Genomic DNA, 11,473 nt, shown 5'->3' with positions numbered 1-11,473 from the left:
GTGCCGTCGCAAACGCCCGCAGCGCGCACGCGCACCTTTCGGACAGGAAGTCCGAAAGGCGCCGCTCCGGGGGCGAGCCGGATAAGGCGAAGCACGGCTTCGCCCCGGCGAGCGCCAGCACATGGATGTGCTGGCCGGCGGGCGCCACAGGGATGTGTGCTCGCGAGGCGCCGTCCGAAGCCGCGTTGGGCAAGCAAGAGAAAGTGACCCGGCCGCCGGCAGGCGGACGGAACCCCCGGCCTGAAAGGCCGGCCAGATCGCGACAAACCCACAGGCGCACGGAACACCCGGCGCGTAGCGACGGCAGGTCGCGACGAACCCGCCGATCCATCACCCCCCGCCGGAAACCCGACCATGGAATCGGCGACGGAAACCCGACGCCCATCCCGCGGCACGCGTCTTGCTGAGACCTCGGCGTAGCCGGCCATCGCCGGCGCGAAAGGATTTGCAGACCGTCATGTCCGACGCCATCGCCTCCGTCCTGTCCCAGATCCGCGCCCTGCAGGCGCAGACCCGGATCACGCCGCCCGGCCTGGAGTCCGCCGCGCCGGTCGCCACCGGCCCCAGCTTCGGCGACACCCTCAAGCGCGCCCTGTCGGGTGTCAACGAATCGCAGATGGAATCCCGCCGCCTCGCCGAGGCCTTCGAGCTGGGCGATCCCCGGGTCGATCTGGCCCGGGTCATGATCGCCTCGCAGCAGGCCCAGGTCGGCTTCAAGGCGGTGGTCGAGGTGCGCAACCGCATGGTCCAGGCCTACCAGGACGTGATGAACATGCCGATCTGACGGCGCCTCCGGCCCGCCCGAGCGACTGAACGGAAATCCCGCCCATGCCCAACGAACTGACCCACCGCCTGCAGGACATCCCCGGCCTGCGCCAGCTGCTGCTGCTGCTCGGCCTGGCTGGCGCGATCGCGCTCGGCATCTGGCTGTTCTTCTGGACCCAGCAGCCGGGCTACGCGCCGCTGTACAGCGGCCTGGCCGACAAGGACGCCGCCGAGGTCACCGAGGCGCTGCGGGGTGCCGGCATCCCCTACCGGATCGAGCCGACCGGCGCGATCTCGGTGCCGCAGGCGCGGCTGCACGATGCCCGCCTCAAGCTCGCCGCGCAGGGCCTGCCGCAGGGCTCGCGCGCCGGCTTCGAGCTGATGCGCGGCGAGCAGGGCTTCGGTGTCAGCCAGTTCGTCGAGGGCGCGCGCTACCAGCACGCACTGGAGACCGAGATCGCCCGCACCATCGCCACCCTGCGGCCGGTACGCGACGCCCGCGTGCATCTGGCCCTGCCCAAGCCCAGCGCCTTCACCCGCGGCCGCGAGCCGGCCAGCGCCTCGGTGGTGCTGGAGCTGTTTCCGGGGCGCACGCTGGAGCCCAACCAGGTCGCGGCGATCGTGCACATGGTGGCGACCAGCGTGCCGGAAATGAGCGCCGAGCGGGTCACCGTGATCGATCAGAGCGGCCGCCTGCTGACCCAGCCCGACCCGAACAGCGACGCGGCCATCAGCGCCCAGCAGTTCGAGCAGACCCGGCGCCTGGAGGCCGCCTTCGCGCAGCGGGTGCGCGACCTGCTGGAGCCGCTGACCGGGCCCGGCCGGGTCAACGTGCAGGTGACGGTGGACATGGATTTCACCGTGACCGAGGAGGCGCGCGAGGTCTATCTGCCCGACGCCAAGGTGCGCAGCGAGCAGGTCTCGGAGCAGCCGGCGGTGGGCGTCGCCGCACTGGCCAACAATGCCGCCGCCGCCGGCATTCCCGGCGCGGCCAGCAACATCCCACCCGCCGCCGAGGGCGCCGGGGGCGAACCGGCCGCCGCGCCGGCGGCGCCGGCCGGGCCGCCGATGGCGCGCCAGGCCACCCGCAATTTCGAGCTCGACCGCCATGTCAGCCATGTCCGCCAGCCGGCCGGGCGGATCCGCCGGGTATCGGCCGCGGTGCTGGTCGATCACGTCCCGGAGGTGGGCGAGAACGGCCAGGTCGAGCTGCGTCCCCTGAGCGAGGAGCGGCTCGCCCGGATCGAGGCGCTGGTGCGCGAGGCGGTCGGCTTCGACGCCGGCCGTGGCGACTCGGTGGCGGTGATGAATGCGCCGTTCGTGCGGCCTGAACCGGTGCAGGGCGTCGGCGAACCGCCGATCTGGGAGCACCCGCTGGTGGGCGACATCCTGCGCCTGCTGGTCGGCGGCGGCGCGGTGCTGGCGCTGGTGTTCGGGGTGCTGCGGCCGACGCTGCGCCAGATCGTGGTGCCCGCGCGCATCCAGGCGCTGCCCGAGCCGGTGTTCGAGCGCATCAGCGGACCGACCGAGGCCGAGCTGGTCAACGAGGCCGTCACCAAGGCGGCCAACTCCTACGAGGAGCGATTGCAGGCCGCGCGCACCGCCGTGAATCAGGATCCGCGACGGGTGGCGCAGGTGGTGAAGAGCTGGGTGGGCGCCGATGGCTGAGCAGAACCAATCACAGATGACCGGCGTGCAGCGTGCCGCCGTGCTGCTGATGTCGCTGGGCGAGCAGGAGGCCGCCGAGGTGCTCAAGCACATGAGCGCCAAGGAGGTGCAGAAGGTCGGCGTCGCCATGGCGACGATTTCCGGCGTCACCTGGCGGCAGGCCAACCAGGTGATGGAGGAGTTCATCGGCGAGATGGAGAACCAGACCGCGCTCGGGGTCGGCGCCGACGAGTACGTGCGCAAGGTGCTGGTGCAGGCGCTGGGCGAGGACAAGGCGGCCAGCCTGATCGACCGCATCCTCTACGGCCACAACACCAAGGGTCTGGACACGCTCAAGTGGATGGAGCCGCGCGCGATCGCCGAGCTGATCCGCAACGAGCACCCGCAGATCATCTCGATCGTGCTCGCGCACCTGGATCCGGACCAGGCCGCCGAGGTGCTCAAGGCGATGCCCGAGCGCGTGCGCAGCGACGTGGTCATGCGCATCGCCACGCTGGACGGGATTCCGCCGAACGCGCTCAACGAGCTCAACGACATCATGGAGCGCCAGTTCGCGGGCAGCCAGAACGTGAAGTCGTCGAACATCGGCGGCCTCAAGGTCGCCGCGAACATCCTCAATCAGCTGGACACCAGCACCGAGCAGGCGATCATGGCGGCGGTGCGCTCGGTGGACGCCGACCTCGGCGACAAGATCCAGGATCTGATGTTCGTCTTCGACGACCTGGTCGATCTGGACGACCGCGCCATCCAGACCCTGCTGCGCGACGTGCCCAACGACAAGCTTGGCCTGGCCCTGCGCGGCGCCGATCCGAAGGTGCGCGAGAAGATCACCAGGAACATGTCGCAGCGCGCCGCGCAGATCCTGGTCGAGGACATGGAGGCGCGCGGGCCGGTGCGGCTGGCCGATGTCGAGGCCGCGCAGAAGGAGATCCTCGGCATCGTCCGCCGTCTCGCCGACGAGGGCTCGATCACCCTCGGCAGCGCCAGTGAGGACTTCGTATGAGCGCCACCACCGTGGCCGCCCGCTGGGAAGCGCCGGACCTGACGCCGCCGCCGCCGCGCGCCGGTCCGAGCGTGGAGGAGCTGGAGGCGATCGAACGCGCCGCCCGCCAGGAGGGTTTCGCCCGCGGCCACGCCGAGGGCCATGCCCAGGGCCAGGCCGAGGTGCGCCGGCTGATCGCGCAGCTGGAAGGCCTGATCGACAGCTTCGCCCGGCCGTTGGCGCAGCTGGACGGCGAGGTCGAGACAGTGCTGGCCGAGCTGGCCGTGCAGGTGGCCGGCGCCCTGCTGGGCCGCGCCTACGAGGCCGAGCCGCAGCTGCTCGCCGACCTGGTCGCCGAGGCCGTGCGCCAGGCCGGCAACGGCAGCCGTGAGGTCGAGGTGCGCCTGCATCCCGACGACCTGGCCCAGGTCAAGCCGTTGCTGGCGGCGCAGGCGGGTGCGCGCCTGCAGGCCGACACCACGCTGGCGCGCGGCGACGTGCGGGTGCACGCCGAGGCATTGCGTCTGGACGGCAGCCTGTCGGCGCGGTTGCGCAGCGCGCTGTGCGAACTGGCCGCCGCCCGTGGGGAGACCGGATGAGCGTCGCCGCGCCCGACCGGCCCGCGTGGATGGCCGCCCGCGACGAGCGCCTGGCCCGGCGTCTGGCGCGGCTGCGCCCGGCGCTGCCGACCCGCGGGCTGGTCCGCGAGGGGGTGCTCAAGCGCGTGGTCGGCCTCACCCTGGAGGCCACCGGCTGCGAGATGCCGCTGGGCGCGCCGGCACGCGTGCAGACCGCCAACGGCGGCTGGGTCGATGCCGAGGTGGTCGGCTTCGCCGGCGAGCGCACCTTCCTGATGCCCAGCGCCGAGCTGCACGGCCTGCTGCCGAATGCGCGGGTGGTGCCGCGCCACGGCCACGGCAGCGTCGAGGTCGGCGAGGGCCTGCTCGGTCGCGTCATCGACGGCGAGGGGGTGCCGCTGGACGGTCGCGGCGAGATCCGCGCCGAGGCGCGAGTCGGCCTGGTCGGCCCGACCATCAACCCGCTCGCGCGCGAGCCGATCATCACCCCGATGGACGTCGGCGTGCGCGCCATCAACGCGCTCACCCCGATCGGGCGCGGCCAGCGCGTCGGCCTGATGGCCGGCTCCGGCGTCGGCAAATCGACGCTGCTGGGCATGATGACCCGCTACACCCGGGCCGACGTGATCGTGGTCGGCCTGATCGGCGAGCGCGGCCGCGAAGTGCGTGACTTCGTCGACGTCACCCTCGGCGAGGCCGGGCTGCGCCGTGCCGTCGTCGTCGCCACCCCGGCCGACCGCCCGCCGCTGGCGCGCGTGCACGGCGCGCTGCGCGCCACCGCGATCGCCGAGTGGTTCCGGGACCAGGGCTTGCATGTGCTGCTGCTGATGGACTCGCTCACCCGCTACGCCCATGCCCTGCGCGAGATCGGCCTGTCGGTCGGCGAGCCGCCGACCACGCGCGGTTATCCGCCCTCGGTGTTCGCCCGGCTGCCGGCGCTGGTGGAGCGCGCCGGCAACGGCGCCGCCGGGCAGGGCTCGATCACCGCCTTCTACACCGTGCTGACCGAGGGCGACGACCCGCAGGAACCGATCGCCGACGCCGCCCGCGCCATCCTCGACGGCCACATCGTGCTGTCGCGCCAGGTCGCCGAGAGCGGCCTGTACCCGGCGATCGACGTCGAGGCCTCGGTCAGCCGCGTGGTCACCGAGATCACCGACCTGCCGACCCGCGAGCGCATCCGCAAGCTCAAGCAGCTGATGAGCGCCTACAACAGCCATCGCGACCTGATCGCCATCGGTGCCTACCAGCGCGGCGCCGACCCGCGCGTGGACGAGGCGCTGGCGCGCTGGCCCGAGATCACCGAGTTTCTCCGCCAGGACGTTTCGCAGTCGGCCAGCCTGGCCGACAGCCGCGAGGCCCTGGCCCGCCTGCTGGACACCAAGAAGGACTGAGCCGATGAACGCCCGCCGCCTCGATCCCCTGCTGCGCCGCGCCGAGGAGCGCGAGAACGCCGCCGCGCGCGACCTCGCCGAGAAGACCCGCGCGCTCGCCAACCACGAGCAGCGCCTGGCCGAGCTGGCGCGCTACGCCAGCGAATACGCGCCGCCGGCCAGCGGCATCACCAGCCCGGCCCAACTGCTCAACCGGCAGGCCTTCCGCGAGCGCATCGACGACGCCATCGCCCGCCAGCGTCAGGCCGTCGAGCAGACCCGCGCCACCTGCGACGTCGAGCGCGCGCGCCTGATCATCGCCAGCCGCGACAGCCAGGTGCTGGAACGGCTGGCCGCCAGCTACCGCAGCCGCGAGGCCCGCGAGCAGGCGCGGCGCGAGCAGAAGGAGCTCGACGATCTCGCCGCGCGCGGCCTGACGCAGCGGTCCGCGCTGGAGACGCCATGAGCACGGCCGCCGCGATCGCTCCCGGCCTCCCGGCCGGGCCCGGCCCGCAGCCGTCGACGGCCGGCCCCACGGCCGAGTCCGGCTTCGATTTCGCCGGCCTGCTCGCTGCGCCCCCGGCCGAGACCCTGGCCGCCGCCCTGCTGGCCGACCTGGAGCCGGCGCCCGAGGCGCTGCCCGACACGGCGGCCGAGCCGCTGGCCGAGGACGACCCGCTCGCCGCCCTGTTCGGTCTGCCGCTGCCGCAGGCGATGCCACTGGCCAGCCAGGACGCCGCGCCGGCGCCGCTCGCCGAGGCGTCTGCGCCCCGACCGGCCCCGACGCCGCACGTCGCGCCCTACCCGACCGCGGCACTGGCCGCCGCTGCGATCGGAACCGAAGCCGATGCCGATGCCGATGCCGGCGCCGCGCCGGCGCCGGCCGCTGCCGGCCGGGCCACGGGCGCGCCGGTTGCCGGCGAGGCGGCCGCGGGCGTCCTGCCGCCGCGTGCGACGGCATCGTCGTCGTCGTCCGCCAGCGCCGCCCTGGCTGCGCCGACGGCATTCGAGGCGCCGACCGGGGAGGCCATGGCGGCCCCCTTGTCCAAGGCCGTGGCTGCGCCCGCGCCGGCCGCCGAAGCGCCGCCACCGGTGTCCGTCGCCGCCCTCGCCCCGGCACCGGTCACGCCGCGCTTCGCCGCCCTCGCCGACCTGCCGCAGATGCGCGCGCCGCAGGTGGATGCCGGCGACTTTGCCGACGCCGTCGGCACCCGCCTGACCTGGATGGCCGAGCACCGCATCGGCCGCGCCGAGATCCGCGTTTCGCCACCCGAGCTGGGCGCCATCGACATCACCTTGAAGCTGGACGGCAAGCAGGTGCGCGCCGAATTCGCCAGCGCCCACGCCGACGTGCGCGCCGCGCTCGAAGCCGGCCTGCCGCGGCTGCGCGACATGATGGCCGGACAGGGCCTGACCCTGGCCCACGCCGAAGTCGGCGGCCAGGGCGGTGGCGGTGCCGGCGGCCAGTCCGCCGCGCGCGGCGGGGAAGCGGCGGCGCTGGCCGGCCAGCCAGCGGATCGCCCCGCGGCCGAGGACGGGGACGAGGGCACCGCCCGCCTCGGCGCGGCCATGTCGCGCCACGACGGCCTGCTCGACGAGTACGCCTGACCGACGACCCGCTTCCGGCACCCGTCCGCGGGTGCAGCCAGGACCGACGGCGCCGACGGAATTCCGTCGGCGCCGCCGTTTCCGGCCCGGCGGTTCGGCGACCGGTCCCGCCGGTTTGTCGACGCGGCGTCACGGCACACGGATTGCACATCCTCCCGCATCGACCATGGAGGAGTCCCCGTGTCCGCTACCGCCCCCGACGCCGTCCCCGCCGCCCCCGGCAAGCGCCGGCTCTGGCTGATCGTGCTGCTGCTCGTGCTGTTCGTCGCCCTGCCGGCCGGGATCGGCGTGGGCTGGTACCTCGTCGCCGGGGCCAAGGCCGAGGTGGCCGACGCCGACGGACAGGCCAAGGCCGGGAAGGCGCCGCCGGCGGCGATCTACCACGCCCTGGAGCCGGCCTTCGTGGTCAACCTCGCCGACCGCGACCTCGACCGCTATCTGCAGGTCGAAGTGCAGGTGATGACCCGCGATGCCAGCGTCATCCCGGCGCTGGAGGCGCACATGCCGCTGATCCGCAACCGCCTGCTGCTGCTGTTCGGCCAGCAGCACGCCGACCAGCTGCGCAGCCGCGAGGACAAGGAGCGTCTGCAGGAGGAGGCGCTGGCCGAACTGCAGGCGATCCTGGCCGAGGTCGCCGGCAAGCCCGGCATCGAAGCCGTCTACTTCACCAACTTCGTCACCCAGTGAGCGCGGCATGAGCGGACACGACCTGCTCTCCCAGGACGAGATCGACGCCCTCCTGCACGGCGTCGACAGCGGCGCGGTCGACACCGAGGAGCCGCCGGCCGCGCCCGGCGAGGCGCGTCCCTACGACCTCGCCAGCCAGGACCGCATCGTCCGCGGCCGGCTGCCGACCCTGGAGATGATCAACGACCGCTTCGCCCGCCAGTGGCGGATCGGCCTGTTCAACATGCTGCGCCGCTCGGCCGAGATCTCGGTGCGCGGCCTGGACCTGCTCAAGTTCGGCGAGTACATGCACTCGCTGTACGTGCCGACCAACATCAACCTGGTCAAGGTCAAGCCGCTGCGCGGCACCGCGCTGATCGTGTTCGAGCCGCGGCTGGTGTTCACCGTGGTCGACAACTTCTTCGGCGGCGACGGCCGCTACCCGGCCAAGATCGAGGGCCGCGAGTTCACCGCCACCGAGATGCGGGTGATCCACCTGCTGCTGCGCCAGGCCTTCGCCGACATCACCGAGGCCTGGGCGCCGGTGATGCCGATCGAGTTCGAGTACATGAACTCCGAGGTCAACCCGCACTTCGCCAACATCATCACCCCGCGCGAGTACATCGTCGTCTCCAGGTTCCACATCGAGCTCGACGGCGGCGGCGGCGACATGCACGTCGCCTTCCCCTACTCGATGCTCGAACCGATCCGCGACCTGCTCGACGCCGGCATCCAGAGCGACCGCGTCGAGAAGGACGAGAACTGGATCCAGGCCCTGCGCACCCAGCTCTACGATGCCGAGCTGGAGCTCGGCAGCACGCTCGCCGAGGCGCACATGAGCCTGCGCGAGCTGATGCAGCTCAAGGCCGGCGACATCATCCCGATCGATCTGCCCGCGCGCATTCCGCTGCGGGTGCAGGGCGTGCCGCTGTTCCAGGGCGAGTTCGGCGTGTCCAACGGCCAGCGCGCCGTCAAGATCGTCGAGATCACCCCGCTCAGCCCCGTCGCCAACCGCTCCCGCTCCGCCAAGGAAGCCACCACGCCATGAACAACGACATCGACGCCAGCCTGGCCCAGTTCGACGCGCTGCAGGCCGAAGCCAACCGTGCGCCGGCCGATCTCAATCTCGACGTCATCCTCGACGTGCCGGTGACGATCTCGCTGGAGGTCGGTCGCGCCCGCATCCCGATCCGCAACCTGCTGCAGCTCAACCAGGGATCGGTGGTGGAGCTCGATCGCGCTGCCGGCGAGCCGCTCGACCTGTACGTCAACGGCACCCTGATCGCGCACGGCGAAGTCGTGGTGGTCAACGACCGCTTCGGCGTGCGCCTGACCGACGTGGTCAGCCCGGCCGAACGCATCAAGCGACTGAAATGAGCGCCGTCGCCAGCGCCGCGCCCGCGGCTGCGCCGTTCTCCACCGCCTCCACCCTGGGCGGCACGGTGATGGCGTTGCTGATCGTGGTCGCCGTCATCCTCGCCCTCGGCTGGCTGCTGCGCCGCCTGCCCGGCGCCACCGTGCGCGGCCACGGGCCGTTGCGCGTGGTCGCCGCCCTGCCGGTCGGCGTCAAGGAGCGCGTGCTGCTGGTCGCCGTCGGCGAACGGCAGCTGCTGATCGGAGTCACCGCCCAGCAGATCACCCTGCTGCAGACGCTGGACACCCCGCTGCCTGTGGAGGCCGCACCGGAGAGCTTCGCCGCCCTGCTCGGCAAGCGCCTTGGACAGGGCGGCGGGCGATGAACGCAAGAAGCCTCCTGGTCGCATCGCTCGCCGCGCTCCTGCTGCTCTGCGCGCTGCCCGCCGCGGCCGCGCCGGGCGCGGTGCAGTTGCCCGAACTGACCGTGGCGCGGATCGGCGACCAGCAGGTCAGCCTGCCGCTGCAGATCCTGTTCGCGATGACCGCGATCACGCTGCTGCCGGCGGCGCTGCTCGCGGTCACCGCCTTCACCCGCATCATCATCGTGCTCGCCCTGCTGCGGCAGGCGCTGGGCACCGGCCAGTCGCCCTCCAACCAGGTCCTGCTCGGGCTGGCGCTGTTCCTCACCGCGCTGGTGATGATGCCGGTCGGTGAGCGCGCCTGGGCCGAGGGCGTCGCGCCCTACCTCAACGGCGACCTCGACGCCGCCGCCGCCTGGCAGGCGGCCTCGGCGCCGTTCCGCGCCTTCATGCTGGCGCAGGTGCGCGAGAACGACCTGATGGCCTTCGCCGCGCTCGCCGGCCACGGCAGCTACGCCTCGCCCGACGAGGTGCCGTTCTACGTGCTGGCCGCCTCGTACCTGACCAGCGAACTGCGCACCGCCTTCGAGATCGGCTTCCTGCTGTTCGTGCCGTTCGTGATCATCGACCTGGTGGTGGCCAGCGTGCTGATGTCGATGGGCATGATGATGCTGTCGCCGATGCTGGTCTCGGCGCCGTTCAAGATCCTGCTGTTCGTGCTCGCCGACGGCTGGGTGCTGGTGGTCGGGTCGCTGGCCGCGAGTTTCCACCTGCCATGAGCCCGGAACTGGCCCTCACCGAGTTGCGGCTGGCGCTGGAAGTGGCGCTGATGGTGGCCGCCCCGCTGCTGCTGACCGTGCTCGCGGTCGGCGTGGTGGTCGGCGTGCTGCAGGCCGCCACCCAGATCAACGAGCCGACCATCGCCTTCGTCGCCAAGGCGATCGCCCTGGCCGCGGCGATGACCATCACCGGCGGCTTCCTGCTCGGCCGGCTGGTGGATTTCACCGTCGCCCTGATCCAGCGCATTCCCGCCATCGTCGGCTGAGCGCGCCATGGACCCGGCCACCGCCTTCCTGGTCGATGCCCAGCGCCTGTTCGGCTTCGTGGAGGCGGCGTTGTGGACCCTGCTGCGGGTCGGCGCCGTGCTGATGGCCGCGCCGCTGATCGGTACCCGTGCGGTGCCGGTGCGGGTGCGCATGATGTTCGCGATGGCGCTGGCGGTCACGCTCGCGCCGGTGCTGCCGGCGCCGCCGCCGGTGGCCAGCGTCGATGCGCTCACCGTGCTCAACGTGATCCGCGAGATCGCCGTCGGCGTGGCGATGGGTTTCGTGCTGCGGCTGGCCTTCGAGGCCGGCGCCTTGGCCGGCGAGCTGGTGTCGCAGGGCATGGCGCTGTCCTTCGCCCAGATGGCCGACCCGCTGCGCGGCGGCGCCAGCTCGGGCGTGGTCGGGCAGTGGTTCTATGTCGCGCTGGCGCTGCTGTTCTTCGCCTTCGACGCGCACCTGGCCCTGGTCGGACTGATCGCCGACAGCTACCGTCTGTTGCCGGTCGGCACACCGCTGGCCGACCCGGCGCGGCTCGCCGCCGCGGTGCCGGCGTTCCTGCCGACGGTGCTGTACGCGGGCGTGATGATCGCGCTGCCGGTGATGGTGGCGATGCTGGTGGTCAACCTGAGTTTCGGTGTGCTCAGCCGCGCGGCGCCGGCGCTCAATCCGATCCAGATCGGCCTGCCGGCGGCGCTGGTGATCGGCCTGTTCCTGCTCACCATCCTCACCGGCGAGCTGGCGGGGCCGGCCAAGCAATTGTTCGAGGCGGCGTTCGAGCACGCGGGCGGGATGCTGCGCTGATTCGCGAGACGGGATTCGGGGTTTGCAGGCGCGGCGTGTGGTTTGATCGCGATCTGGCCGGCGCTACGCGCCGGATGTTTCGTGCGCTTGCGGGTTTGTAGCGATCTGGCCGGCCCTTCGGGCCGGGGGGTCCGTGCGCCTGTGGGTTTCGTTGCGACCTGCCGGCGCTGCGCGCCGGGGTTCCGTCCGCCTGCCGGCGGCCGGGTCACTTTCTCTTGCTTGCCCAAGAGAAAGTGACCAAAGAGAAGGGCACCCCAGGTGCTCGCGCCCT

The 11,473-nt window shown here is 72.5% G+C and carries 14 protein-coding genes; all 14 read left to right on the top strand.

Annotation, left to right across the window (positions count from 1 at the left end):
• Nucleotides 1–457: 457 nt before the first annotated feature.
• Nucleotides 458–784 carry a flagellar hook-basal body complex protein FliE gene (fliE, locus tag HNQ58_RS13155; RefSeq protein WP_183949390.1) on the top strand — a complete coding sequence of 109 codons (327 nt, stop codon included), beginning with the start codon at nt 458–460 and terminating at the stop codon, nt 782–784.
• A 44-nt stretch (nt 785–828) separates the two neighbouring features.
• Nucleotides 829–2,433 (top strand): flagellar basal-body MS-ring/collar protein FliF, encoded by a 1,605-nt coding sequence (fliF, locus tag HNQ58_RS13150; protein ID WP_183949389.1) that lies wholly within the window; start codon nt 829–831, stop codon nt 2,431–2,433.
• Between the two features lie 16 nt (nt 2,434–2,449).
• Entirely contained in the window at nt 2,450–3,436 is a 987-nt protein-coding gene (gene fliG / locus HNQ58_RS13145) for a flagellar motor switch protein FliG (RefSeq protein ID WP_246417339.1), read from the top strand.
• Entirely contained in the window at nt 3,433–4,014 is a 582-nt protein-coding gene (locus HNQ58_RS13140) for a FliH/SctL family protein (RefSeq protein WP_183949387.1), read from the top strand. The genes fliG and HNQ58_RS13140 overlap by 4 nt, the downstream gene beginning before the upstream one ends.
• Nucleotides 4,011–5,387, top strand: coding sequence for a FliI/YscN family ATPase (locus HNQ58_RS13135; protein ID WP_183949386.1), 1,377 nt, complete (start codon nt 4,011–4,013; stop codon nt 5,385–5,387). The genes HNQ58_RS13140 and HNQ58_RS13135 overlap by 4 nt, the downstream gene beginning before the upstream one ends.
• A 4-nt stretch (nt 5,388–5,391) precedes the next feature.
• Nucleotides 5,392–5,832: a flagellar export protein FliJ gene (gene fliJ / locus HNQ58_RS13130; protein WP_183949385.1), complete on the top strand. Its 441-nt coding sequence runs from the start codon at nt 5,392–5,394 to the stop codon at nt 5,830–5,832.
• Entirely contained in the window at nt 5,829–6,974 is a 1,146-nt protein-coding gene (locus HNQ58_RS13125) for a flagellar hook-length control protein FliK (RefSeq protein ID WP_183949384.1), read from the top strand. Before fliJ ends, HNQ58_RS13125 begins: the two co-directional genes overlap by 4 nt.
• Nucleotides 6,975–7,154: 180 nt before the next feature.
• On the top strand, nt 7,155–7,661 hold the full coding sequence (locus HNQ58_RS13645; RefSeq protein ID WP_183949383.1) for a flagellar basal body-associated FliL family protein: 507 nt from the start codon (nt 7,155–7,157) through the stop codon (nt 7,659–7,661).
• A gap of 7 nt (nt 7,662–7,668) precedes the next feature.
• On the top strand, nt 7,669–8,688 hold the full coding sequence (gene fliM / locus HNQ58_RS13115; protein ID WP_183949382.1) for a flagellar motor switch protein FliM: 1,020 nt from the start codon (nt 7,669–7,671) through the stop codon (nt 8,686–8,688).
• Nucleotides 8,685–9,017 (top strand): flagellar motor switch protein FliN, encoded by a 333-nt coding sequence (fliN, locus tag HNQ58_RS13110; RefSeq protein ID WP_183949381.1) that lies wholly within the window; start codon nt 8,685–8,687, stop codon nt 9,015–9,017. Before fliM ends, fliN begins: the two co-directional genes overlap by 4 nt.
• Nucleotides 9,014–9,379 carry a flagellar biosynthetic protein FliO gene (fliO, locus tag HNQ58_RS13105; protein WP_183949380.1) on the top strand — a complete coding sequence of 122 codons (366 nt, stop codon included), beginning with the start codon at nt 9,014–9,016 and terminating at the stop codon, nt 9,377–9,379. Before fliN ends, fliO begins: the two co-directional genes overlap by 4 nt.
• Nucleotides 9,376–10,134, top strand: a complete 759-nt coding sequence (gene fliP, locus HNQ58_RS13100; protein WP_183949379.1) for a flagellar type III secretion system pore protein FliP — start codon at nt 9,376–9,378, stop codon at nt 10,132–10,134. The genes fliO and fliP overlap by 4 nt, the downstream gene beginning before the upstream one ends.
• Nucleotides 10,131–10,400: a flagellar biosynthetic protein FliQ gene (locus HNQ58_RS13095; protein WP_183949378.1), complete on the top strand. Its 270-nt coding sequence runs from the start codon at nt 10,131–10,133 to the stop codon at nt 10,398–10,400. Before fliP ends, HNQ58_RS13095 begins: the two co-directional genes overlap by 4 nt.
• Before the next feature lie 7 nt (nt 10,401–10,407).
• The gene (gene fliR / locus HNQ58_RS13090) at nt 10,408–11,202 is read left to right on the top strand and encodes a flagellar biosynthetic protein FliR (RefSeq protein ID WP_183949377.1); all 795 of its coding nucleotides are present in this window, start codon (nt 10,408–10,410) and stop codon (nt 11,200–11,202) included.
• Nucleotides 11,203–11,473: the final 271 nt, after the last annotated feature.

This window comes from Rehaibacterium terrae (assembly GCF_014202935.1).
GTDB classification, from domain to species: Bacteria; Pseudomonadota; Gammaproteobacteria; order Xanthomonadales; family Xanthomonadaceae; genus Rehaibacterium; species Rehaibacterium terrae.
This window is presented reverse-complemented; position numbering and strand designations above follow the sequence as displayed.

What these genes read in the sequence shown, in the direction of transcription:
- fliF (WP_183949389.1), top strand. Translation starts at nt 829, where the DNA reads ATGCCCAACGAACTGACCCACCGCCTGCAGGACATCCCCGGCCTGCGC.
- HNQ58_RS13095 (WP_183949378.1), top strand. Translation starts at nt 10,131, where the DNA reads ATGAGCCCGGAACTGGCCCTCACCGAGTTGCGGCTGGCGCTGGAAGTG.
- fliJ (WP_183949385.1), top strand. Translation starts at nt 5,392, where the DNA reads ATGAACGCCCGCCGCCTCGATCCCCTGCTGCGCCGCGCCGAGGAGCGC.
- fliN (WP_183949381.1), top strand. Translation starts at nt 8,685, where the DNA reads ATGAACAACGACATCGACGCCAGCCTGGCCCAGTTCGACGCGCTGCAG.
- fliM (WP_183949382.1), top strand. Translation starts at nt 7,669, where the DNA reads ATGAGCGGACACGACCTGCTCTCCCAGGACGAGATCGACGCCCTCCTG.
- HNQ58_RS13140 (WP_183949387.1), top strand. Translation starts at nt 3,433, where the DNA reads ATGAGCGCCACCACCGTGGCCGCCCGCTGGGAAGCGCCGGACCTGACG.
- fliR (WP_183949377.1), top strand. Translation starts at nt 10,408, where the DNA reads ATGGACCCGGCCACCGCCTTCCTGGTCGATGCCCAGCGCCTGTTCGGC.
- fliP (WP_183949379.1), top strand. Translation starts at nt 9,376, where the DNA reads ATGAACGCAAGAAGCCTCCTGGTCGCATCGCTCGCCGCGCTCCTGCTG.
- HNQ58_RS13125 (WP_183949384.1), top strand. Translation starts at nt 5,829, where the DNA reads ATGAGCACGGCCGCCGCGATCGCTCCCGGCCTCCCGGCCGGGCCCGGC.
- fliE (WP_183949390.1), top strand. Translation starts at nt 458, where the DNA reads ATGTCCGACGCCATCGCCTCCGTCCTGTCCCAGATCCGCGCCCTGCAG.
- HNQ58_RS13135 (WP_183949386.1), top strand. Translation starts at nt 4,011, where the DNA reads ATGAGCGTCGCCGCGCCCGACCGGCCCGCGTGGATGGCCGCCCGCGAC.
- fliG (WP_246417339.1), top strand. Translation starts at nt 2,450, where the DNA reads ATGACCGGCGTGCAGCGTGCCGCCGTGCTGCTGATGTCGCTGGGCGAG.
- fliO (WP_183949380.1), top strand. Translation starts at nt 9,014, where the DNA reads ATGAGCGCCGTCGCCAGCGCCGCGCCCGCGGCTGCGCCGTTCTCCACC.